The sequence below is a fragment of the Sulfitobacter sp. DSM 110093 genome (assembly GCF_022788715.1).
In the GTDB taxonomy this organism is placed as follows: domain Bacteria; phylum Pseudomonadota; class Alphaproteobacteria; order Rhodobacterales; family Rhodobacteraceae; genus Sulfitobacter.
The window spans coordinates 160,283-183,211 of sequence record NZ_CP085167.1; the positions used below are offsets into that span (position 1 = coordinate 160,283).

The following is a 22,929-nucleotide window of genomic DNA, read 5'->3' on the forward strand; positions in this document are numbered from 1 at the left end:
ACAAGGGCATGTCTGCATGCGGTCTGAACGGCGTGTGTAAATTTCCTAGCCCAGTCAATTGCCTGAAGGCTGCGGCGCTCTACTTGTGAATGCAATGGGGTCCACCTAAAGGGTGGTCCGCCAAATATAACAATGGGAGACATCTTATGAAAATGTTCAAAATGCTCGCGATGACCGGTGCCATGGTGGCCGGCACTGCGGCCATGGCGCAGGAGAAGTTCATCACCATCGGCACCGGTGGTCAGACGGGCGTTTACTTCGTCGTCGGTCAGTCGATCTGCCGTCTGGTGAACCGCGGCACAGCGGATCACAACCTGAAGTGCACCGCGCCGTCGACCGGCGGGTCCATCGCCAACATCAACGCGATCAAAGCGGGCGACATGGACATGGGCGTTGCCCAGTCCGACTGGCAGTTCCACGCTTACAACGGTTCTTCGCAGTTCGAAGGCGACAAATTCGACAACCTGCGCGCAGTATTCTCTGTACATGGTGAGCCGTTCAACGTGATCGCCCGTGCCGACAGCGGTATCGAGTCGTTCGACGACCTCAAAGGCAAGCGCGTCAACATCGGTAACCCCGGTTCCGGTCAACGCGCCACCATGGAAGTCGTGATGGACGCCAAGGGTTGGACGCTGGACGATTTCGCACTGGCTTCCGAGCTGAAGCCAGCCGAGCAAGCTGCTGCTTTGGGTGATAACAAAGTGGATGCGATCATCTACACCGTGGGTCACCCGAACGGTTCGATCCAAGAAGCCGTGTCGACCATCGACGCCAAGCTGATCCCTGTGGACGGTGATGCGATCCAAGGTTTGATCGACGACAACCCCTATTATGCCGAGGCCACCGTGCCGGGCGGCATGTACAAGGGCACCGACAGCGACATCAAAACCTTCGGCGTAAAAGCGACATTCGTCACATCCGCCGATGTGGATGACGATGTGGTCTATCAGGTTGTCAAAGCCGTCTTTGACAACTTCGACCGTTTCAAGCGCCTGCACCCGGCGTTTGAGAACCTGACCCAAGAAGAGATGATCTCTGGCGGTCTGTCTGCTCCGCTGCACCCCGGTGCAGAGAAGTATTACAAAGAGCAAGGTTGGATCGAGTAATCTTCGCGTGACATGATAGCTCTGGCGGCGGTACGCTGCCGTCAGAGACCCGAAAAAACAATATGCGCATCCATCCTAAGGTGGAGCCGACAGGGGGAAGATATGTCTGAGAAGGACCAGCAACAGGCGGCGGCCGTTGAGACCGCCGCAACCGGTGACCGGGGCGGATTGAGCCAGGCGGAACTGGACGAACTTGTCGCTTCTTCTGATACGGGTGGCCGTGCTGTTAGTGGGCTGATGGGCACCTTGCTGCTGTTGGTGGCACTGGCTTGGTCGCTGTTTCAACTCTACATCGCGTCACCCATTGGTCTGTTCAACGATACGCTGGCCCGCTCCATTCACTTGGGCTTTGCCGTATTCCTTGGCATCATGGTGTTTCCAGCCACGCGGACGAGTTTTCAGGTGGCACTTGGTGTCATCGTTCCGGCCGTTCTTGCCGCGCTCTTTATGGTCAGCACCAAGGATTCGACCGCGATTTGGTGGATCCCGATCCCCGCACTTTTCGTGATTGCGACAGTGCTGCTCGGCTCCCCCAAGAACCGCGTTCCAATCTGGGAGTGGGCCTTGGCCATCGTCGGCACCTTTTGTGCGCTATACCTCTTTATCTTCTACCGTGAAATCGCCAACCGCGTCGGCGCACCGATCCTGCCAGACTATATCGCAGGTGTTACCGGATTGTTAATTCTGCTCGAAGCCACGCGCCGCGCCCTTGGGCCAGCGTTGATGATCGTGGCGAGCGTCTTTCTTTTCTACACCGTGCTTGGCCCCTATATGCCCAGCATCATCGCCCATAAGGGCAACAGCCTGTCGGAGATTGTGAACCACCAGTGGATCACCACCGAAGGCGTCTTTGGCATCGCGCTTGGGGTTTCGACCTCTTTCGTGTTCCTCTTCGTGCTGTTCGGCTCGCTGTTAGATCGTGCGGGCGCGGGCAACTACTTCATTCAAGTCGCGTTCAGCCTCATGGGCCACATGCGTGGCGGTCCGGCGAAAGCGGCGGTTGTGGCATCGGCAATGACCGGCCTGATCTCGGGCTCTTCCATCGCGAACGTTGTAACCACCGGCACATTCACCATTCCGCTGATGAAGAAAGTGGGCTTCAACTCCGAGAAAGCCGGCGCGGTTGAGGTGGCTTCGTCGGTCAACGGCCAGATCATGCCGCCCGTGATGGGCGCTGCGGCCTTCCTGATGGTCGAGTATGTCGGGATTCCCTATTTCGACGTGGTCAAACACGCCTTCTTGCCTGCGGTGATTTCTTACATTGCGCTTGTGTACATCGTGCACCTTGAAGCGATGAAAGCCGGGATGCAGGGTCTGCCCCGCGCCTATACACCCAAGCCGCTGGTGCAGCAGTTGATCGGCATCGCCTTTGCGATCATCGCGATCTGCGCGCTGTCCTTTGCCGTTTATTACCTGATGGGCTGGATCCGCCCGGCCTTCCCTGAGACGGCGGGCTACATCATCTTTGTCTTCCTCACGGCGGTCTATGTTGGCCTGCTCTATGTCGCCAGCAAAGAAGAGCCGCTGAAACTGGACGACCCAAACGCAGAGGTAACATCGCTGCCGATGCCCGGCCCGACCGCGCGCTCGGGTCTGCATTTTATTCTGCCCGTGGTCGTGCTGGTCTGGGCGCTGATGGTCGACCGTCTGTCGCCCGGCCTCTCGGCCTTCTGGGCGGCGGCTTACATGATCTTTATCCTGCTGACACAGCGTCCGTTGATGGCGATGTTCCGTGGCGAAAGCCAGTTTGTGAACGATGTGAAAGCGGGTGTGCTTGACCTGATCGACGGGTTGGTCACCGGAGCGCGCAACATGATCGGGATCGGCATTGCCACGGCAACGGCTGGTATCATCGTGGGCGCGGTCAGCCAGACCGGTGTCGGCTCGGCATTGGCGGATGTGGTTGAGGTGCTTTCGGGCGGCAATATCCTTGCCATTCTCTTCCTGACGGCGGTCCTGTCGCTGATCCTTGGCATGGGCCTGCCCACCACGGCGAACTATATCGTGGTTTCGGCGCTGTTGGCGCCCGTCATTGTGACGCTGGGTCAGCAGAACGGGCTGATCGTACCGCTGATCGCTGTGCACCTCTTTGTCTTCTACTTCGGCATCATGGCCGACGTGACCCCGCCGGTGGGGCTGGCAAGCTTTGCCGCTGCCGCTGTTTCGGGCGGTGATCCGATCCGCACAGGTCTCGTGGCCTTCTTCTACTCCCTGCGCACCGCAGCGCTGCCGTTCCTGTTTATCTTCAACACGGAACTGCTGTTGATCGGGGTCACATGGGGGCAGGGGTTGTTCATCTTTGTGGTGGCGACGGTGGCGATGCTGCTCTTTGCCGCCGCGACCCAAGGCTGGTTTCTGGCCCGCAACCGTTTCTATGAGACCATCGCGCTGCTGCTGATTGCCTTTACCCTGTTCCGTCCGGGCTTCTGGATGGACATGGTCTATCCGCCCTATAGCGAAGAGGCCCCGACCGAAATCGTGCAAGCGGCAGAGGAAACACCGGCGGGCGAACGGCTGCGACTGCGTGTTTCTGGTGTGAACGATCTGGGCGACCCGTTGGAGTTCGTCGCGCTGCTGCCGATTGGCGCAGGCGAGACGGGGGCCGAGAAGCTGGAAGCCGCAGGTCTCATGTTCCGCGAGGATGGCGACAAGATGATCATCGACGATGTGGTCTACGACAGCCCCGCACAATCAGCGGGCCTTGATTGGGACCAAGAGGTGCTGCGCGTCCTGAAACCGATGCCGCAGCCCAGCAAATACTGGATGTTCATCCCTGCGCTGCTACTTCTAGCATTGGTCGTTTTCCTGCAACGGGGCCGTGCTGCGCGCGAAACGCGCAAGCCCGCGACAGCCTGAGGAGGGCACGCCATGTTTGATAATATCCTACTGACCGTTGACCTAAGTGAGCCTAGATCATGGGAAAAGGCGTTGCCGCAGGCGATTGATATGATCCGCTTGTCCAAAGGCACCTTGCATATCCTGTCGGTCGTGCCGGATATGGGCACCCCGCTGGTCGAAGGATTTTTCCCCGTTGACTACGAAAAACAGGCCACGGGCCGCGCGGCCAAAGCGCTTGAAAAGCTTGTCGAGCGTGAAGTGCCTGATGACGTAAAGGTGAAGCAGCACCTCAAGTTCGGCAAAATCCACCGCGAGGCGCTGAAAACGATAGAGAAATCAAACGCCGATCTGGTGGTCATGGGATCAGAACACCCCGACAGCCTGCGTGAATTCCTCGTTGGCTCAAACGCCGACCGCATTGTGCGTCGTTCGCCTGTTTCCGTTCTGGTCGTGAGGGCGTAAGACAAGTGCTTCGCGGAGATAGGCAAGGAAATGGTCCATTGCGCCGCGTTGGTCGGAGTATTCACGCATGACCCCTTTCGCGATTGCCGGCGTGCAGATGTACGTCAATGCCTTGCAGCCCAATGTCGATGGCATGATCCAGCGGCTCGACATTCTGATGGCGCGCTTCCCTTGGACGCAGATGGTGCTGTTCTCTGAGCTGGCGCCTTTCGGCCCGCTCGACCGGTTTGCCCTGCCGCCCGATAACGAGACGATTGAACAGTTTCAGGCCGCCGCGCGGCGGCACCGCGTCTGGCTGATCCCCGGTTCGATGTTCCTTAAGCACCCCGAAGATGGCCGGGTCTACAACACCTCGGTCGTCATCAACCCCGAAGGCGAGGTGGTGCGCCGCTATGCCAAGATGTTCCCGTTTCGCCCCTATGAGGCCGGGATCGCGGCGGGCAATGAATTCTGCATCTTCGACGTGCCGGATGTGGGCCGCTTTGGTCTGTCGATCTGCTATGACATGTGGTTCCCCGAGACGACGCGCCAGCTGACCTCTCAGGGTGTCGAAGTGCTGTTGCACCCCGTTCTGACCGGCACCACCGACCGCGATGCAGAGCTTGCCATCGCGCGGGCCACGGCGGCGCAGTTCCAGTGCTATATCTTTGACGTGAACGGCCTCGGCGCGGGCGGCGTGGGTAAATCCTGCGTGGTCGATCCAACCTCGATGGTGCTGCACCAGTCGGCGGGTCAAGAGGACATGTTCCCGATTGAAATCGATCTCAACATGGTACGCCGCCAGCGTGAGACGGGGATGAAGGGCTTGGGCCAGTTGCTCAAATCCTTCCGCGATCGCCCGACCGATTTCCCGGTCTATGACCGCGACAGCGGCGCGGATGCCTTCCTGCACACCCTCGGCCCGCTCGAAGTTCCGCAGCAGGGCAGCCGCGCGGGCCTGCATGTCGATGTGCCAGCCCAACAGGTGCCCGCCGAGATCCCCGCCTATAAGGGCAAGAACGGTTTCCCGCCGGAACCGCTTGCCAGCGCCACCGCCGGCACCGCGCCGGAAGTGGCACAGACTCCGGCGCCCGCGGCACCTGCTGCGGCCATGCCAGACCCACAAACAACGCCCGAGACACCCGGGCAGAACGACAATACCAGCGGCTAGGCCGAGGTTAGGTACGCAGACTGCAGTACCTAGGCATCGGTCGGCCCTCCAGCAGAGGACGACTGATGCATTCTATGAACGACTATTCCTCGGCCATTCAATTGCGGTCGGATCGGTGGAGCGCCCTGCGCGCTGCCGCCGCCGCCATGTCGCGTGACCCTAAGGGCAAAGGCGCGGCGCAGGGCCGCAAGGAAATCGAAGCGCTGTTTGACTCGCTGGCCCTGATCGAGCCCTATTGGGCCTTTCCGGGCATGTCCGCCTTTGACCACATGCGCCGTCAATTCGCCCATGGCAATTTCGAGGATCTGGCCTTTGCGGTGAACCGGGTGACCCGTGCGCTGACCACCGGCGCTTACCGGCGCCGCACGATCCCGCTGGAACGTGACAGTCTGGATCAAGACGAACATGACGACGAGGCGATGCTCCCGCCCGAGGCGCGCGCCCTGGCCAAGCCCTATTTCGAAGTGCTGATCGTCGACAATGTGAACGAACAGCAAGAGCGCTGGCTGCGCAGCAATGTCACTCGCATGCGCCGTACCGAAGACCCGTTCATCTATGAAGCGGTTGTGGTTCCCAGCCTTGAAGACGCGCTGATCGCGGTGATGTTCAACCACAACATTCAAGCCATCGTCGTCCGCCCCGGCCTGACGTTGAAATCAAAAGTCGATCAGCAAATCCTGACCCGCTATCTCGCCCGCGCGGGGGGGCAGGATGAGATCGACGCGCTTGAACCTGAAAGCTACGGCCCCGAACTTTGCCGGATGATTGCCAAGGTCCGGCCCGAACTGGACGCCTATCTGGTCACCGAACGCTCGGTCGAGGATATCGCCGGGCTGGATCTGGGGATCTGCCGCCGGGTTTTCTACAACCAAGAAGACTTCATGGAGTTGCACCTCAACATCCTGCGCGGGGTGCAGGCGCGGAATAAATCGCCCTTCTTTACCGCGCTGGTGGAGTATTCCAAGCAGCCAACAGGCGTTTTCCACGCCATGCCCATCAGCCGCGGCAAGTCGATCACCCGCAGCCATTGGATTCAGGACATGGGGGCGTTTTACGGGCCTAACATCTTCCTTGCTGAGACTTCCGCCACCTCGGGTGGGCTAGACAGCCTGCTGGAACCGCACGGCCCGATCAAAGAGGCGCAGGAACTGGCCAGCCGGGCTTTCGGCTCTAAACAAACGTTTTTCGCCACCAACGGCACGTCGACCTGCAATAAAATCGTGGTGCAGGCGTTGGTGCGGCCCGGTGACATCGTGTTGGTGGACCGCGACTGCCACAAGTCGCACCATTATGGCATGGTCCTAGCGGGCGCGCAGGTCAGCTATCTCGACAGCTATCCGCTGAATGAATATTCGATGTATGGCGCAGTGCCGCTGCGGGAGGTCAAGCACCGGCTGCTGGAGCTAAAAGCGGCGGGCAAGCTTGACCGTGTGCGGATGCTTTTGCTGACCAACTGCACCTTTGACGGGCTGGTCTATAACGTCGAGCGGGTGATGGAGGAATGTCTGGCGATCAAGCCCGACCTGATCTTCCTCTGGGATGAGGCATGGTTTGCCTTTGCCCGGTTCAGCCCGACATACCGCCAGCGCACCGCAATGAACGCCGCAAATGTGCTGCGCGATAAGTTCAAATCCGAAGCCCACGCCGCCGCTTACGAAGCGCAGCAGAAAACGCTGAAGGATGCCGATGACGAGACCTTGCTGAACACAAGGTTGATCCCGCCACCACAGGCGCGGGTGCGGGCCTATGCCACGCAATCGACCCACAAAACGCTGACCTCGCTGCGGCAAGGCTCGATGATCCACGTCAATGATCAAGACTTTAAAGGAGAAGTCGAGCAAAGCTTCCATGAAGCCTATATGACCCACACGTCGACCTCGCCGAACTACCAGATCATTGCATCGCTTGATGTAGGGCGTCGGCAGGTCGAACTTGAAGGGTTTGAATTTGTGCAACGGCAGGTCGAAGCGGCCATGTCGATGCGCCGTGCGATCAGTGAGCACAAGCTTCTATCGAAGTATTTCAAAGTGCTCTCTGCTGGGGACATGATCCCGGAAACCCACCGCGAAAGCGGCGTGACCAGCTACTATGATGTTGAGCAGGGCTGGACCGACATGTGGGATTGCTGGGAGCAGGATGAGTTTGTTCTCGACGCGACCCGCGTGACCTTGGCCGTGGGCGGCACCGGTTGGGACGGTGATACCTTCAAGACGCAGATCTTGATGGATAAATATGGTATCCAGATCAACAAGACCTCGCGCAATACCGTGCTCTTTATGACCAATATCGGCACCACGCGCTCTTCGGTTGCCTATCTGATCGAAGTGCTGGTTGAGATCGCCAAATCGCTTGATGAACTGCTGGATGATGCCAGCCGGATGGAGCGGCTTTCCTTTGATCGGCGCGTCACCAACCTGATGGAAAACTACCCGCCGCTGCCGGATTTCAGTTGCTTTCACGATGCATTCCGCGCGGCAGACACGCCCGAAGGGGACATTCGCACGCCCTTCTTCCTCGCTTATGATGAGAAAAACTGTGACTATCTCGAGCTGAACGGCTCGCTCCAAGAGGCGATGGATGCGGGCGAGACCGTGGTCTCGGCCAGTTTCATCATTCCCTATCCGCCCGGCTTCCCGATCCTTGTCCCCGGACAGGTCGTCAGTCAGGAAATCCTCGATTTCATGCGTGCCTTGGACGTGAGCGAAATCCACGGATACCGGCCCGATCTGGGCCTGCGCGTCTTTACAACTGCGGCACTAAACCGGGTGCGCAGCAAAGACCTTTCTTCTTCACCCGTTTGACCAAAAGGACCAACGACATGGCAACAGTACTTAAAAATATCTCTGAAATCCGCCGGTTCTTTCACCGAAACGAAGACCCCGTATATTTCATATCGGCCACCAACTTTAACCTGTTGGGGTTGGATGAATGGGTAAAGAACTTCAAATACATCTGCTACATTGACTGCTACGGCGGCAAGCACCCCAACGTTTTCTGCCCCTCGGAACAGCCCCATGCGGAGTTCCAGAGCATTGAGGACATCAACAACTACCTGTTGCAGCACAAAGAGGTCATCGACTTTATTAAGCGCCGCGGCGGCAAGCCCAAGTTCGTCTTTTTGATGTTCGACGAAGAGACGGAGCGCCTGTCCAAAGAATTGGGCGCGGATGTCTGGTTCCCGAAAGCCAAGCTGCGCCAGTCGATGGACAACAAGATTGAGACCGTCCGCATCGGCAACAAGGCGGGCGTGCCGTCGGTGCCGAACGTATTGGCAGAGGTGAAGTCTTATGACGACCTGAAAAAAACCTGCGAGAAGGCCGGGATCGGCCATGATCTGGTGCTGCAATCGGCCTATGGCGACAGCGGGCACACGACGTTCTTCATCAAATCCGAAGCCGACTTCCGCCGCCATGAGAGCGAGATTATCGGCGAAGGTGAAATCAAGATCATGAAGCGGATCGATTGTCGCGGTGCAGCGATCGAAGCCTGCGCCACAAAGGAAGGCACGATCGTTGGCCCGCTGATGACCGAACTGGTCGGTTTCAAAGAACTGACGCCTTATCGCGGCGGCTGGTGTGGCAATGAAATCCTCGCCACCGCCTTCCCTCCTAAGGTGCGTGAAAAGGCGCGTGAGTTGACCTTTAAGTTCGGGGAGCAACTGCGCAAAGAAGGCTATCGTGGTTACTTTGAGCTTGATTTCTTGATCGACAAAAAGACCGGCGATCTTTGGTTGGGTGAATTGAACCCGCGCATCACAGGTGCGTCTTCGATGACCAACCACGCCGCCTTTGCCCATGCCGATGCGCCGCTGTTCCTATTCCACCTGCTTGAATTCTCTAAGAAGAAGTTCAACCTTGATGTGGATGAGTTGAACGGCCGCTGGGCCGACGCCGCCAATATCGATGGGTGGAGCCAGATGGTTATCAAGCACACGGACGACAGCGTGGATATCTGCACCGATGCGCCTGAGACCGGCATTTACAAGATGAAGGAAGACGGCAGCGTGGTCTTTGACCGCTTCGATTATCACCGCCGCGCGGTGGAGTCGGAGAACGAAGCATTCTTCCTGCGCATCCTGCAACCGGGTGACTACCGCTATGAAGGGGCCGACATTGGCATCCTTGTGACGCGGGGCCGTTCAATGACCAAGTCTTTCCAGTTGAATGAGCGGGCGAAAAAGTGGATCCACGGGATCAAGCGCAGCGTAGAGGGCAAACCCCTGCCCACCGCGTCTGCTGGTCCGGAACTCTCTGATCCGGCGTTCAAGATCCTGTAGCAAGATGAAAGGCCGCGATGTACTGGCGCGCAATGTCCGAAGATACGCCCGGCCCCAAGTGGGCCGGTCTCTTCGCGGCCTATTGGCCTGACTACCATGCGTGGTGGCTGAAGGAGGGTGAGGCCGCGCGCCCTACTTATGCCCAATGCCGCCGCGCGTTGGTCAAACATATGCCAGAGATGGCACCGCTTTATGATGAGCTGTGCACACTTGCGGGTGGCAGCGATCACGCAGCGCGGTTCCTCAGTTTCTATTGCCCGCCACCGTATCTTTCGGCCTGTTCCCAAGCGATTTGGGCCGGGAAAGAACCGGTCATGGTGCGCAACTATGATTATAACCCCAACGCATTTGACGCGATGGTGTTGCGGACGCATTGGCAGGGTCGTCAGGTTATGGGCACCTCGGACGGGCTGTGGGGGCTGGTTGATGGGGTGAATGACGCGGGGCTGTCGATCTCGCTGACCTTCGGCGGGCGGCGTGTGGTGGGCGAAGGGTTCGGCGTGCCGCTGATCCTGCGCTATGTGCTACAAACCTGCGAAACCGCGCAGGAGGCTGGCGAGGTTCTATCGCGCGTGCCGACGCATATGAGCTACAATGTCACCGTGCTAGACCGCAAGCGTAACTACCTGACCGCGATGATGGCCCCCGACCGCCCGGCGGTCATCACCCGTGCTGCCGTGGCGACGAACCATCAAGAAAGCGTTGAGTGGATCAGCCACGCACGGTTCACTGCAACGGTTGAGCGTGAACGCTACCTCTTGCAGCGGTTGCGGCTGCACCGTGACCCAGAAGAGAAATTCATCGGCGCGTTCCTGAAACCACCACTTTATTCAACAGCTTTTAACGCGGGCTTTGGTACACTTTATACCGCCGTCTACCGACCACGAAAGCGCCAGATGGAACTGCGCTGGCCCGGAACAACTTGGGCACTTTCCTTAAGCGATTTTACCGAAGGCGCGCGTCAGGTGCTTGTACCGGGGGCGGCATGAGCACGGCAGAACGCAAAGGGCCGCTGGCTTCGCTAAGGGTGGTAGAGTTTTCTGGACTGGGGCCTGCGCCACTTGCCGGGCAATTGCTGGCTGATTTGGGTGCCGATGTCATCACCATAGACCGCAAAGCTGCACCGGCGGATCCCGCCAACATCAACAGGCGTGGCAAGCGTTCGGTGGTGCTTGACCTCAAATCCCCCGAAGGCCATGCGGCGGCGCGGGCGTTGATCGCCTCCGCCGATGTGCTGATCGAAGGGTTTCGCCCCGGCGTGATGGAGCGTTTGGGGCTTGGTCCCAAGGATTGCTCTGACACGCTGATCTATGGCCGCATGACGGGCTGGGGCCAGACCGGCCCATGGGCGCAGACGGCGGGGCATGACATCAATTATCTGGCTCTAACAGGGGCTTTGCACGCCATGGGCAGCGCCGATGCGCCCCCGGTGCCACCGCTCAACATGGTGGCTGACTATGGGGGCGGGACGATGTTTTTGCTGTTCGGCATCCTGTCGGCGGCAATCGAACGTGGGGTGACCGGCAAAGGTCAAATGGTTGACGCTGCGATGGTTGATGGGGTGCCCGCGATGATGGGGCTGATCCACGGTATGTTCGCCCAAGGCACATGGTCTGAGGCCCGCGCAGCGAATTGGCTCGACGGCGCCGCTCCGTTTTACCGCTGCTACACCTGTGCCGATGGCAAGTTCGTCGCTGTGGGCGCGTTAGAGCCGCAATTCTACGCAATATTGCTAGAGAAATTGGACCTTCCGGCTGACTATGGGTCAAGCCAAAATGACACCGCAACCTGGGCCGAGCGCACTACCGAATTTGCTGCGGCTTTTGCAACGCACAGTCGCGACGATTGGGCGGCGCATTTCGACGGCTCAGATGCCTGTGTGGCACCGGTCCTCAGCTTTTCCGAAGCCCCGGATCATCCGCAAATGGCATCGCGTAGCAATATGTTAAAAGTGAACGGCGTGCTGCAATCGGGCCACGCCCCGCGCTTTGGGTCCGAACCGCCGATGATGCCCAGCCCACCCCGCGCAATCGGCGCGGATACCGAGGCTGTTCTGGCAGAAGTTGGCGCGTCAGTAAGTCGCCCATGAAAAACCCCCGGCCAAACGACCGGGGGTAAATCGCAAATCGAAACGCGTGGCTTAGGCGGCCTTGCGCTCGTGTTTGCCTTCTTCGATCTCCTCGACAATCTTAGCCACAAATGCGTCCAGATCTTTGGGGGAACGGCTAGTAATGATGCCCTGATCGGCGACCACTTCGCTGTCTTCGTAATGCGCACCGGCGTTTTTCACGTCGGTGGCGATTGAGCCAAAGCAGGTGGCCTTGCGGTCTTTGATAATGCCCGCTTCAATTAATAGCCAAGGCGCGTGGCAAATCGCGGCAACGGTTTTGCCATTATCGTGAAACTTGCGGATCAGTGCCACGGCGTCCTTGTTGGCCCGCAGTAGGTCGGGATTGATCTGGCCGCCGGGCAGAACGATGCCATGGTAGTCATCTACATTCACATCTTTCAGCGCCAGATCGGCGGGGGTGGTGTTGCCCCAATCGTCTTCGTCCCAGCCCTTGATCTCATTCCCGTCGGGGGTGGCCACATGTACGGTGGCGCCGTGCCCGCGCAGGTCGTTCAGGGGTTTTTCCAACTCGGACTGTTCAAAGCCGTTGGTGGCGAGGATCAGGATCTTTGCATTGTTGATATCGGTCATTGCTTTCTCCTTTGTGATTTCTGCTGGACTAACGGGGCGCAGGCCCAACTGTTCCGGTCACATTCGCGAGAGCGCAAGCATCCGCCGGTGCAGATACGCCACAGGGTCGGGAATATTTGTTGATACGGCGGGGGGCGGCATCATATATCCACTCAGAATGGATCACCCCGACACACCCCTTGCCGAATTGCCGCTGGACGAGATCATCGTCTGCCCGCAGTGCGATGCCGTTTACCGGCTGCGGCGCCCCGCGGATGGGGAGCGTGCGGCCTGTGAACGTTGCCATACGGCCCTGATCACTCCACGTGACAATGCCGGGTTGCAAATCATCGCTGTGGCGGTGGCGGTCATGGTGTTGATTATCGGCGCGTCGGTCTTTCCGTTTTTGACGATTGATGCGGCGGGCAACCGCAATGCTGTTTCGGTGCTGGATGCCGCGCTGGCTTTTGCCGGGGGGCCGATGATCTTGCTGTCCTTGGCTACTGCGGCGCTAATTTTTTTCATCCCGCTGCTGCGGGTGTTGCTGACGCTTTATGTTCTGGTCCCTATCGTGCTGGATCGCCCGCCCGCGCGTCATGCTGTGGCGGCCTTTAGCCTGTCAGAAGAACTGCGTCCTTGGTCGATGGCTGAGGTCTTTGCGATTGGCTGTGCTGTGGCGCTGGTCAAAGTGGCCGATCTGGCCGATGTCGGCTTTGGGCCGGCCTTTTACATGTTCGGCGCGTTGGTGGTGCTTGTCATCGCGCAGGACAGATTCTTATGCAAATGGTCCGTATGGAACTCTCTGGAACATCCCAAGAAATCCTGAGCGCGCGGGATCTGGGCATCGTCGCCTGCACCCGTTGTAGCAAGCCTGCGCCGATGGGCACGCAGACCTGCAGCCGTTGCGGGCACCGACTTGTGTCGCGCGACCGTCAGAGCCTGCAACGTGTCTGGGCGTTTTGGACGGTTGGGCTGATGTGCTACATCCCCGCGAACACCTATCCAATGCTTAAGACCCGGACGCTGTTTCAGGTGGATGAAAGCACGATCATCGGTGGGGCAGTCGAACTGGCGCATTACGGTAACTGGGGGATCGCATTTATCATCCTCTTTGCGTCCGTCGCCATTCCGCTGGCGAAATTCATGGCCGTGGCCTTTCTTGCGATCAGCGTCAAACAGCGCTCTGTCACGTCGCAACGGCAGCGGCATTACCTGTACGAAGTGGTTGAGTACATTGGCCGTTGGTCAATGATCGATATCTTTGTGGTTGCGATTTTGTCGTCTCTGGTGCAACTCAAATCACTGGCAGCCATCAATCCCGGTACCGCGAGCATCTTTTTCGCCCTCTCCGTGATCTTTACCATGTTAGCCGCACAAGCGTTTGATACCCGTATGATTTGGGATACTCAGACCAAGGACGAGGGCCTGAAAACCAATGACTAATACGCCTCCAGACGTTCCGATTTCCCCGACACGCAAGATGTTTCTCAGTGGGGCATCTGTAATCTGGATCATCCCGATCCTTGCGCTGATCGTGGCGCTTTTTGTGGCGTACCGCTCCTATGCCGAACGGGGCCCGTTGATCGTCATCGAATTCGAAGAAGGCGCTGGCATCTCCGCCGGAGAGACCGAACTGCGCTTTCGCGATGTGACGGTCGGGGTGGTCGAAAAGGTTGGTTTCACATCGGACCTCGACAGGGTGACGGCGCATATCCGCCTCGATAAAGATGTGGCGCCCTATATCGACAATGGCGCGGTGTTTTGGATCGTACAGCCAGAGGTCACCGCGCAGGGGATCACCGGCCTCAGTACCGTGTTGAGCGGTGTCTACATCGAAGGTTCGTGGGACCAACAGGTTGGCCCGGCTGCTGAGCGCTTTCAGGGATCATCAACCGAGCCATTGATCCGCGGCGGTCAAGGCGGGCTTGAGATTGCTTTTCGCTCTACAGCCAATGGCCAGCTGACCGACAATGCGCCGATCCTTTATAAAGGTATCGAAGTGGGCCGCGTCGGCTATGCCAAGATCGCGCCGCGCGGCAACTTCGCCATCGTCGAAGCATTGATCTTTGAAGAGCACCGCCAGCTTATCAATGAATCCACCCGTTTTTGGGACGCGTCCGGCTTTAGCGTGAACATCGGCCCGGCAGGGGCCGAAATCGACTTTTCCTCGCTCGCGACCCTCGTGGGCGGCGGTATTACCTTTGACACCTTTGTATCGGGTGGCGCGCAGGTGTCTGACGGCACGGTGTTCGAGATTTTCCCCGATAAAGAAACCGCGCGGAATTCTGTATTCAACGCATCCGAGGTTGATCCGCTTAAGCTTAGCGTGGTGTTCGACGACAATATCTCGGGCTTGATCGTCGGCGCCCCGGTTGAGATGAGCGGCCTAGAGATTGGTGAGGTCGAAACCCTTTCTGGCCTCATCGATTTTGAACGCTTTGGCGACAGCCGTGTGCGGCTTAATGCGATCCTGTCCATCCAACCGGCGCATCTGGGGCTGCAAGGCGAAGTCACCGCAGATGCCGCGCTAGCCTTTCTTAAGGACCGTGTCGCTGATGGGCTGCGCGCAAGGCTTGCCTCAGCCAGCTTGCTGACGGGCGGTTTGAAGGTTGAAATGGTAATGGTCGATGACGCACCAGAAGCGACGCTGAACGAAAACGACCTTGATCTGGCGCTGATGCCTACCACAGAAAGCGATGTCTCTGATGCGGCGGCCACCGTCGAAGGGGTCTTTACCCGCATCAACAGCCTGCCGATCGAAGAGTTGCTTAACAGCGCGATTTCCTTCCTCAATTCGGCGGAATCTTTCGTCTCTGACGAAGACCTGCGCGAGACGCCGCAAGACGTGCGGACATTGCTGAACGAATTGACTGGGCTGGTGTCCTCTGAAGAGGTCAAGAACGTGCCTGTCGCCCTGAACGGAACGCTCGTTCGGGTTGAACAACTGGTTGCCAAGCTGGAGGAAGAGCGCATCGTCGAACAGCTTTCCAGCGCGTTGGATGTGGCCTCTGAAGCGGCGAGTGCGGTTTCGTCTTCGGTCGAGGGCGTGCCAGAACTGGTGGAGAGCATTCAGGCGGTCGCTGCCAAGGCGGAAACGCTGGAGGTTGAAGAGTTGGTCGTCGCCCTGACGGATCTTACCGAATCCGCCGATGCGGTGATCGGCACCGAAGACGCGGTGGCCCTGCCGGGCGCGCTCAAGCGGGCATTGGACGAGGTGAACGCCACGTTGGTAGAGTTGCGCGAAGGCGGCGCGGTTGAGAATGTAAACCGCACCTTGGCCTCGGCCCGCAATGCGGCGGATAACATCGCCGTCTCGGCCCGCGATCTGCCGCAGGTGGTTGAGCGTTTGACCGCGCTTTTCGCACAGGCCAGCCGCACCATCGAAGGCTATAACAAGGGTGAGCAGATCAGCCGCACCGCTGAGCAAACCCTGCGCGACATCCAGAAAGCCGCCGATGCCCTTGCATCTTTGGCGCGGACCATTGAACGTAACCCCAATTCTCTATTGCTGGGACGGTAAAGCATGAACATTGCAAGACCCCTGATCACTTTTGGACTGCTGGCAGCTCTGGCGGCATGCGGCGGCACTGCTGAGCGTTTTACCGTGCGCGCACCGGTGGTAACGGAAAAGACCTCTATCGCCTTTAGTTCGGTTGAAGTGCGTGATGTGTCCTTGCCGACTTATGCCGCCGCCGAAGAGATCTCTTTGCAGATGGCGGATGGCAGCCTTGTCAGTTCCACCGATGTGCTTTGGGCCGATGCGCCAGAGCGCGCCGTTGCGCTTGAGCTTAGCCAGAACCTTGCTCGGATGACGGGGCGGCGCATCGCGTCAGAGCCTTGGCCCTTTGAGGCCTTCCCCGATGCCCGTCTTGAGCTACGCTTTGCTGAGTTTGTGGCCACCGAAGCCGGTGAATTCCGCGCATCCGGGCAGTATTTCGTGGCCGTTCCAGACGACCGGCGGGAGCGTTCGGGCCTGTTTGACCTAAGTGTGCCATTCAACAGAGAAGGCGGAGTGAACGCCATTGCAACGGCGCGTGGTCAACTTGTGCTCGATCTGGCCCGCTACATTGCACAGAACGGGTTGAAATAAGGATTTCTGTCTGAAATTCCCTTGCGGCAATTAGCGTTCAGTCTGTTCGGAATTTTCTGAATATACTTGATTTGTGCTGGCCCTTGGCTATCTACCGTCAACGCAGCTTGCCGTAGACGGGGAACAGATGGATACCACAGACCAAATCGACCAAGTTCGCGATGATTTCATCATGCGGATGGGCGTGATCGCGATGGGCGAGGGTTTGCCCCGCATGTCGGGTCAGGTCTTTGCCATGCTTGTCTTTGAGGGCGAGCCGATCGCATTTGGTGCGCTCTCGCGTCGTTTGTCGGTCAGCCGGGCCACGATCAGCACATCAATCCGCGTGCTGGAAGAGCGGGGCCTGATCCGGCGTGTGAACAAGACCGGCGACCGGCAGGACTACTTCCAACTTGCCGATGACGCCTATGCCGCGATGACAAAATTCGCGCTGGCAGGCACGCGCCACGCCAAGGCCGAGATCAACGACACGATCAACAAGCTCCCCACCGAAGCGGATGGTGTGCGTGCGCGGCTCGACTCCTTTGCGGAGTTTTACGAGACGATTAGTACCGCGCTTGATGATGTCGCAACTCGGGTAAGCAAGCCCAAGATTTGACGCGTGATCTGCAAAGAAGAGGTCGCAGCGATGGAGTTCTATTAATGAGTGACACATCCCAAGAGCGTCAGACGCTCTCTTTTGACAGCGATGCCGGCTCTAAACGGTCGAAATTCATCGCTGGAGGGATCGCGCTGCTGATCGGCCTGTGGATGGGCAGCGGCTATATCCTTCCATCTGAAGAGGAGCAGGAAGCCGCGCCCGCGCCAATCGCGGCCAAAGCGGTCACGGTTGCCGTACGCGGCTCTCAGGCTGATAGTGTGACACAGGTCTTCGTAGCCGAAGGCCAAGCGCTGCCGGATCGTGATACTATGGTACGCGCGGAATCAGGGGGCGAAATTGCCGAGGTGCTGGTTGCCAAAGGTGCCGAGGTCGCAGCGGGTGATCTGATCGCCCGGCTTAGCACTGCTGCGCGCGATTCCGATCTGGCCCGTGCCCGAGAGGAATTGAACCGTGCGCAGCGCGAGTATGACAATGCCGAAGCCTTGTTGAACCGAGGCGTCTCTACCGTTGATCGGGTTAGCCAAGCGCGGGCAACTTTGGCCGCAGCGCAAGCGGCTGTCACCACGGCCGAAGAAGCACTGAACAACACCGAAATTCGCGCGCCCTTTCCGGGGCGGCTTGAGATGTTGGATATCTCTGCGGGCGAGTTCGTCTCAACCGGCGAAGAAATCGCGCGGTTGGTGGATAACACCCCGCTGACGATCCAGGTGCAGGTGCCACAACAGGCGCTGAAAGACATCAAAGAAGGGCAGAATGCCGAGGTGATGTTCATCACCGGGACAGAAGCGCAGGGCAAGGTGCAGTTCGTCTCAAGCAGCGCCAGCGCCGAGACCCGTACCTTTACCGCCGAGATTAGGGTCGAAAACGCTGATGGCGCGATCCCAGCGGGTATCTCTGCCCGTGTGCGCATTCCCACGGGCGAGACCCGCGCGCATTTCGTCTCTCCTGCAATCCTGTCGCTGGATACAAATGGCACTTTGGGTGTTAAAACGGTGAATGGAGACAACAAGGTTGTCTTTAACAAAATCGCGATCGTTCGGGCCCAGACCGACGGTATCTGGATCGCGGGCCTGCCGGATGAGAGCCAGATCATCACCATCGGGCAGGGCTTCGTGAATGATGGCGAGGTGGTCGACCCGCAGCCAGAGACAAGCAACGAAGACCCCGCCGAAGAACTGCCCTCAGCGGGCGTGCCGGAACTGGATGAACTTGAGGAAACCCCGGCGGGCGACGGCCAAATCACGGGCAGCGCCGAAGCTGCCCAGCCGGAGAAGGTGGAATGAACACACTGATCGACGCCGCTTTCAGTCGCGCACGCGTTGTGATCCTAAGCTTGGTCATGATCCTCCTTGTTGGTGCCTATGCCTATGTCGGCATCCCCAAGGAAAGCTCGCCTGAGATCCCGATCCCGACGCTTTATGTCTCCACCTCGCTTGAGGGGATTTCGCCCGAAGACAGCGAACGGCTGTTGGTAGAACCGCTGGAGACTGAACTCAGCGCTATTACCGGCCTGAAACAGATCACTTCCAACGGGGCCGAGGGCCATGCCTCTGTCCAGTTGGAGTTCGAGCCGGGGTTCGACTCCGACGAAGCACTCGACAAGGTACGCGAAGGTGTGGACCGGGCCAAATCCGACTTGCCCGAAGACGCCACCGATCCGGTCGTGACTGAGATCAACACAGCGCTTTTTCCGATCCTGACGGCGATCCTCTCCGGCCCGGTGCCGGAACGGACGCTCAACACCATTTCGGAGGAGTTGAAGGACGCGATTGAGGGGCTGTCAGGCGTACTTGAGGTTGATGTCGGCGGTGAGCGTACGGAACTGCTGGAGGTGCTGATCGACCCCACGGTGTTCGAGACCTACAACATCTCCTTTGAAGAGCTGATCAGCCAGATCAACCGCAACAACCGCCTGATTGCGGCAGGGGCGATTGAAAGCGGCGCGGGGCGGCTGGTGCTCAAGGTGCCGGGGCTGATCGAGAATGTCGAAGATGTCATGTCTCTGCCGATCAAAGTGCGCGGCGATACGGTGGTGACCTTCGCGGATGTCGCCACGATCCGCCGAACCTTCAAAGACCCGACCGGCTTTGCCCGCATTGATGGGCAGCCCGCGCTGGCGCTTGAGATCAAGAAACGCTCTGGCGCTAACATCATTGAAACAGTCGCGGCGGTGCGAGAGCTGATCGACAAGATGCGCGCGGAATGGCCCGACAGCATCACCGTGAAATACACCCAAGACGAATCCGAGCAGGTCCAAGACATGCTCAGCGATCTTGAGGCCAATGTCATCGCGGCGGTGATCCTTGTGATGATCGTGATCGTCTGGGCTCTGGGCGTCCGCTCGGCGCTACTAGTGGGGCTGGCCATTCCGGGGGCGTTTCTGGCCGGGGTCACGGCGCTTTGGGTCATGGGCTATACGATGAACCTCGTGGTGCTCTTCTCGCTGATCCTTGTGGTGGGGATGCTGGTGGACGGGGCCATTGTGACCACCGAACTGGCCGACCGCCGCCTGCAAGAGGGGCATGCGCCCCGCGCTGCCTATGCCCATGCCGCCAAGCGTATGGCATGGCCGATCATCGCCTCTACCGCCACGACGCTCAGCGTGTTCTTTCCGTTGCTGTTTTGGACCGGCACGGTGGGGGAGTTCATGAAGTTCCTGCCCATCACCGTGATCCTGACCCTGACCGCATCGCTTTTCATGGCGCTGGTTTTCATTCCCGTGGTTGGCGGGATCATCGGCAAACGGCCCCCGCAATCGGCCAAGGATAAGGCCACGCTCTATGCCGCCGAACAGGGCGATCCGCGTGACCTGAAGGGCTTCACCGGCGGCTATGTCAAACTGCTGCAATTCGCTATTCTGCGGCCATGGATGACGCTGATCCTTGCCATTGCCATGCTGATGGGCGGCTTCACCGCCTATGCGCAATTCGGCAATGGGATCACCTTTTTCCCTGAAGTAGAGCCTGATTTCGCACAGGTGCAGGTCCGCGCTAGGGACAACTTTTCGATCTATGAGCAAGACGCGCTGGTGCGGCAGGTCGAACAACGTCTCTTTGCCTACGACGAGATTGCCAGCGTCTATGCCCGCACCGGCAGCAGCAATCGCGACAGCGCCGACCTGATCGGCACCATTCAGGTTGAGTTCACCGAATGGGATGAACGCCGGACCGCCGCCATGATCGGTGAGGAAATCCGGACCGAGATGGCGGCCATTCCGGGGATTGATGTACAGGTTCAGACCGCCTCAAACGGCCCTTCTGCGGGGAAGCCAGTCAATCTGCGGATCAAGGCGCATGACAGCGAGGTGCAGCAGCAGGTGGTCAATCAGATCCGCGAGGAGATGTCGGATATCGGTGGTTTTACCGATGTGACGGATTCGCGCCCCCTGCCGGGAGTGGAATGGCGCATCGCGGTAAACCGGTCCGAGGCCGCGCGGTTTGGGGCCGATATCTCAACCTTGGGTCAAGCCGTGCAACTCCTGACGCGCGGCATCACCGTGGCTGATTACCGGCCCGACGACGCCGAAGGCTCTATCGACATCAACGTGCGCTTTCCCTCTGATGAGCGCACTTTGGAAGAGCTTCAATCACTGCGCGTCCCGACTTCGGCCGGGCTGGTGCCGATCTCGAACTTCGTGACATTCGAGCCAAGCCCTCGCACCGGCACGATCACGCGGGTAGATCAAGAGCGGGTCGTTACGATCGAGGCCAACGTTGCACCGGGCGTTCTGGTCAACGATCAGACCGTCGCCTTGCGCAGCGCGATTGATGCGATGGACCTGCCGCCGGGTGTTGAAGCGTCGTTCGCCGGTGAGGCGGAGGACCAGCAGGAATCAATGATTTTCCTCGCTGGGGCGTTTATCACGGCGATCTTCTTGATGTTCGTGATCCTCGTGATCCAGTTCAACACTTTCTACCAAGCCTTTGTCGTCATGTCGGCTATCATCTTCTCCATCGCGGGCGTGCTGTTTGGCTTGATTATCACGGGGCGGCCCTTTGGCGTGGTCATGGGCGGCATCGGGGTGATCGCGCTGGCGGGGATCGTGGTGAACAACAATATCGTTCTGATCGACACCTACAATGACCTTAAGAAAGCGGGGCTTTCACCGCTTGAGGCCGCGCTGCGGACCGGAGCACAGCGTCTGCGGCCTGTGGTGCTGACCTCCGTCACCACGGCGCTTGGACTGATGCCCATGGTAATCGGCCTCAACATCAACTTCTTTACGCGCGAGATCGTCTATGGCGCGCCATCAACGCAGTGGTGGACTGAACTAAGCTCGGCCATTGCGGGCGGTCTGGTGGTTGCCACGGTGCTAACGCTCGTGGTGACACCGGCGATGTTGATGCTGGGAGAGAAGAAAGCGAACCGCGGCGTGCCCACTCCGAAAGAGGCAGAGCCCGCAGCGGTCTGATAGGTCTTAGGCGGCCTTGTCGGCCTTGTCTTCGGTCAGGATCGTATAAAGCGTTGCCGGGTCTGGGTTCGACCGCAGCTTGGTGCAGATGCTGCTGTCACGCAGTGTACGGGCCACCAGCGCTAAGGCTTTCAAGTGCTCCACGCCCGCATCTTCGGGGGCGAAGAGTGCAAAGGCCACATCGACCGGCTGACGATCGACCGAAGAGAAATCAATCGGCTTGTCCAGCAAGACGAAGGCACCGACGACTTTGTCGATACCGTTCATCCGCGCGTGGGGCAGGGCGACACCATGACCGACACCGGTCGGCCCGAGGGTTTCGCGCGTCATCAGCGCATCCACCACCTGACCGGCCGGCAGCCCATAGGCCTGCTGGACGAGTTCGCCGATATCCTGCATCAGCCGCTTCTTGCTCGAAGCCGAAGTCAAAACCTTCACGGCCTCAGGCTTGAGGAGTTTGCCGAAATCCATACCGCGCGCCCTGCTCTTTGGCGGAGTTTACCGCCGTGGGTTATGAAGGGTCGATCCAGCCGATGTTCCCGTCTTCGCGACGGTACACGACATTCATCCCTTCCTGGCCTTCCTTACGAAACAGCAGCACCGGATCGCCTGACAATTCCATCTGCATGACCGCTTCGCCCACAGACAAAGTTGGCACCTTCATCTGCATCTCTGCAATGATCATGGGTTGGAGGGTATCAGGTTCCTGCGCATCTGAATCGCTGTCTGACGCGAGGATATAGGAGGACGCCCCCAAAAGTTCAACCGGTTCGGCGCGATCTTTGTGATGGTCCTTTAGGCGGCGCTTGTAGCGGCGCAGCTGTTTTTCCATCTTGGCGCAGCAACTGTCGAAAGCAGCATAGATTTCCGTCGCCTTGGCCTTGGCCGACGCATTGAGACCGGTGGAAAGATGCACAGTTGCCTCGCAGGCAAATTCGTGGCCCGTTTTGGAAAACACCACCAAGGCATCGGTCGGGCGTTCGGCATATTTGCCTACCGCCTCATCAAGTTCCGTCCGGACATGTGTCCGAAGCGCATCGCCAATGTCGATCTGTTTGCCACTGATCTGATACCGCATATCGTCTCCTTGTCTTTCTTGTTCCGAACATTGCCAAACGGTCCACGGGTGTGGAGCGGGGGCAATTATCAGATATGGAGGAATGGTGCTGCGACCAGAGTGATTTTGATCGTTCCTTCGCGGGAAGGGCGATGCAGGATCAAACAGGAACGCGATTTCACCATAGATCAATGAGGCCGCTTTTCCGTCTGAAAGTCAATGGCGCCGATGACCCCAACGGCGTTTAATGACTACAAT

The 22,929-nt window shown here is 58.8% G+C and carries 18 protein-coding genes; 15 read left to right on the forward strand and 3 right to left on the reverse strand.

What is annotated here, in order from left to right; translation table 11 throughout:
* The first annotated feature begins 146 nt into the window (after positions 1-146).
* The 8 genes from DSM110093_RS00780 to DSM110093_RS00815 all read left to right on the forward strand — a co-directional run bounded on the left by DSM110093_RS00780 (position 147) and on the right by DSM110093_RS00815 (position 11,921).
* On the forward strand, positions 147-1,106 hold the full coding sequence (locus DSM110093_RS00780; protein ID WP_067940950.1) for a TAXI family TRAP transporter solute-binding subunit: 960 nt from the start codon (positions 147-149) through the stop codon (positions 1,104-1,106).
* A gap of 102 nt (positions 1,107-1,208) precedes the next feature.
* Positions 1,209-3,962 carry a TRAP transporter permease gene (locus tag DSM110093_RS00785; RefSeq protein WP_243266264.1) on the forward strand — a complete coding sequence of 918 codons (2,754 nt, stop codon included), beginning with the start codon at positions 1,209-1,211 and terminating at the stop codon, positions 3,960-3,962.
* A gap of 12 nt (positions 3,963-3,974) precedes the next feature.
* On the forward strand, positions 3,975-4,406 hold the full coding sequence (locus tag DSM110093_RS00790) for a universal stress protein (RefSeq protein ID WP_243266265.1): 432 nt from the start codon (positions 3,975-3,977) through the stop codon (positions 4,404-4,406).
* Positions 4,407-4,473: 67 nt separating this feature from the next.
* Positions 4,474-5,556 (forward strand): carbon-nitrogen hydrolase family protein, encoded by a 1,083-nt coding sequence (locus tag DSM110093_RS00795; RefSeq protein ID WP_243266266.1) that lies wholly within the window; start codon positions 4,474-4,476, stop codon positions 5,554-5,556.
* A gap of 65 nt (positions 5,557-5,621) precedes the next feature.
* The gene (locus DSM110093_RS00800) at positions 5,622-8,357 is read left to right on the forward strand and encodes an aminotransferase class I/II-fold pyridoxal phosphate-dependent enzyme (RefSeq protein WP_243266267.1); all 2,736 of its coding nucleotides are present in this window, start codon (positions 5,622-5,624) and stop codon (positions 8,355-8,357) included.
* A gap of 17 nt (positions 8,358-8,374) precedes the next feature.
* Positions 8,375-9,832: a biotin carboxylase gene (locus DSM110093_RS00805; RefSeq protein ID WP_243266268.1), complete on the forward strand. Its 1,458-nt coding sequence runs from the start codon at positions 8,375-8,377 to the stop codon at positions 9,830-9,832.
* Between the two features lie 17 nt (positions 9,833-9,849).
* A complete protein-coding gene (locus DSM110093_RS00810) occupies positions 9,850-10,821 on the forward strand; it encodes a C45 family peptidase (RefSeq protein WP_243266269.1) in 972 nt (323 codons plus the stop codon).
* Positions 10,818-11,921, forward strand: coding sequence for a CaiB/BaiF CoA-transferase family protein (locus tag DSM110093_RS00815; RefSeq protein WP_243266270.1), 1,104 nt, complete (start codon positions 10,818-10,820; stop codon positions 11,919-11,921). Before DSM110093_RS00810 ends, DSM110093_RS00815 begins: the two co-directional genes overlap by 4 nt.
* Positions 11,922-11,972: 51 nt before the next feature.
* On the opposite strand, the gene DSM110093_RS00820 is transcribed toward DSM110093_RS00815, so the two are convergent.
* The gene (locus DSM110093_RS00820) at positions 11,973-12,533 is read right to left on the reverse strand and encodes a type 1 glutamine amidotransferase domain-containing protein (RefSeq protein WP_243266271.1); all 561 of its coding nucleotides are present in this window, start codon (positions 12,531-12,533) and stop codon (positions 11,973-11,975) included.
* A 157-nt stretch (positions 12,534-12,690) separates the two neighbouring features.
* Between DSM110093_RS00820 and DSM110093_RS00825 the strand changes: the two genes are divergently transcribed.
* The 7 genes from DSM110093_RS00825 to DSM110093_RS00855 all read left to right on the forward strand — a co-directional run bounded on the left by DSM110093_RS00825 (position 12,691) and on the right by DSM110093_RS00855 (position 21,614).
* Complete coding sequence (locus DSM110093_RS00825; RefSeq protein ID WP_243266272.1) at positions 12,691-13,338, forward strand: paraquat-inducible protein A; 648 nt, start codon at positions 12,691-12,693, stop codon at positions 13,336-13,338.
* Entirely contained in the window at positions 13,296-13,955 is a 660-nt protein-coding gene (locus DSM110093_RS00830) for a paraquat-inducible protein A (protein ID WP_347568644.1), read from the forward strand. The genes DSM110093_RS00825 and DSM110093_RS00830 overlap by 43 nt, the downstream gene beginning before the upstream one ends.
* Complete coding sequence (locus DSM110093_RS00835; protein WP_243266273.1) at positions 13,948-16,032, forward strand: MlaD family protein; 2,085 nt, start codon at positions 13,948-13,950, stop codon at positions 16,030-16,032. The genes DSM110093_RS00830 and DSM110093_RS00835 overlap by 8 nt, the downstream gene beginning before the upstream one ends.
* Positions 16,033-16,035: 3 nt before the next feature.
* Entirely contained in the window at positions 16,036-16,602 is a 567-nt protein-coding gene (locus tag DSM110093_RS00840) for an ABC-type transport auxiliary lipoprotein family protein (protein WP_243266274.1), read from the forward strand.
* Positions 16,603-16,729: 127 nt separating this feature from the next.
* Positions 16,730-17,200 (forward strand): MarR family transcriptional regulator, encoded by a 471-nt coding sequence (locus tag DSM110093_RS00845; protein ID WP_243266275.1) that lies wholly within the window; start codon positions 16,730-16,732, stop codon positions 17,198-17,200.
* Positions 17,201-17,244: 44 nt separating this feature from the next.
* Positions 17,245-18,486 (forward strand): efflux RND transporter periplasmic adaptor subunit, encoded by a 1,242-nt coding sequence (locus DSM110093_RS00850; RefSeq protein ID WP_243266276.1) that lies wholly within the window; start codon positions 17,245-17,247, stop codon positions 18,484-18,486.
* Complete coding sequence (locus DSM110093_RS00855) at positions 18,483-21,614, forward strand: efflux RND transporter permease subunit (protein ID WP_243266277.1); 3,132 nt, start codon at positions 18,483-18,485, stop codon at positions 21,612-21,614. The genes DSM110093_RS00850 and DSM110093_RS00855 overlap by 4 nt, the downstream gene beginning before the upstream one ends.
* 6 nt (positions 21,615-21,620) lie before the next feature.
* Here the strand turns inward: DSM110093_RS00855 and DSM110093_RS00860 are convergent, their stop codons facing one another.
* Positions 21,621-22,085: a PTS sugar transporter subunit IIA gene (locus tag DSM110093_RS00860; protein WP_093927685.1), complete on the reverse strand. Its 465-nt coding sequence runs from the start codon at positions 22,083-22,085 to the stop codon at positions 21,621-21,623.
* Between the two features lie 40 nt (positions 22,086-22,125).
* Positions 22,126-22,692, reverse strand: coding sequence for a ribosome-associated translation inhibitor RaiA (gene raiA / locus DSM110093_RS00865; protein WP_243266278.1), 567 nt, complete (start codon positions 22,690-22,692; stop codon positions 22,126-22,128).
* Between the last annotated feature and the right edge of the window lie 237 nt (positions 22,693-22,929).

Bases quoted from the DNA above. Each gene is read 5' to 3' on its own strand.
- DSM110093_RS00780 (WP_067940950.1), top strand. From the start codon at position 147: ATGAAAATGTTCAAAATGCTCGCGATGACCGGTGCCATGGTGGCCGGC.
- DSM110093_RS00785 (WP_243266264.1), top strand. From the start codon at position 1,209: ATGTCTGAGAAGGACCAGCAACAGGCGGCGGCCGTTGAGACCGCCGCA.
- DSM110093_RS00790 (WP_243266265.1), top strand. From the start codon at position 3,975: ATGTTTGATAATATCCTACTGACCGTTGACCTAAGTGAGCCTAGATCA.
- DSM110093_RS00795 (WP_243266266.1), top strand. From the start codon at position 4,474: ATGACCCCTTTCGCGATTGCCGGCGTGCAGATGTACGTCAATGCCTTG.
- DSM110093_RS00800 (WP_243266267.1), top strand. From the start codon at position 5,622: ATGCATTCTATGAACGACTATTCCTCGGCCATTCAATTGCGGTCGGAT.
- DSM110093_RS00805 (WP_243266268.1), top strand. From the start codon at position 8,375: ATGGCAACAGTACTTAAAAATATCTCTGAAATCCGCCGGTTCTTTCAC.
- DSM110093_RS00810 (WP_243266269.1), top strand. From the start codon at position 9,850: ATGTACTGGCGCGCAATGTCCGAAGATACGCCCGGCCCCAAGTGGGCC.
- DSM110093_RS00815 (WP_243266270.1), top strand. From the start codon at position 10,818: ATGAGCACGGCAGAACGCAAAGGGCCGCTGGCTTCGCTAAGGGTGGTA.
- DSM110093_RS00820 (WP_243266271.1), bottom strand. From the start codon at position 12,533: ATGACCGATATCAACAATGCAAAGATCCTGATCCTCGCCACCAACGGC.
- DSM110093_RS00825 (WP_243266272.1), top strand. From the start codon at position 12,691: ATGGATCACCCCGACACACCCCTTGCCGAATTGCCGCTGGACGAGATC.
- DSM110093_RS00830 (WP_347568644.1), top strand. From the start codon at position 13,296: ATGGTCCGTATGGAACTCTCTGGAACATCCCAAGAAATCCTGAGCGCG.
- DSM110093_RS00835 (WP_243266273.1), top strand. From the start codon at position 13,948: ATGACTAATACGCCTCCAGACGTTCCGATTTCCCCGACACGCAAGATG.
- DSM110093_RS00840 (WP_243266274.1), top strand. From the start codon at position 16,036: ATGAACATTGCAAGACCCCTGATCACTTTTGGACTGCTGGCAGCTCTG.
- DSM110093_RS00845 (WP_243266275.1), top strand. From the start codon at position 16,730: ATGGATACCACAGACCAAATCGACCAAGTTCGCGATGATTTCATCATG.
- DSM110093_RS00850 (WP_243266276.1), top strand. From the start codon at position 17,245: ATGAGTGACACATCCCAAGAGCGTCAGACGCTCTCTTTTGACAGCGAT.
- DSM110093_RS00855 (WP_243266277.1), top strand. From the start codon at position 18,483: ATGAACACACTGATCGACGCCGCTTTCAGTCGCGCACGCGTTGTGATC.
- DSM110093_RS00860 (WP_093927685.1), bottom strand. From the start codon at position 22,085: ATGGATTTCGGCAAACTCCTCAAGCCTGAGGCCGTGAAGGTTTTGACT.
- raiA (WP_243266278.1), bottom strand. From the start codon at position 22,692: ATGCGGTATCAGATCAGTGGCAAACAGATCGACATTGGCGATGCGCTT.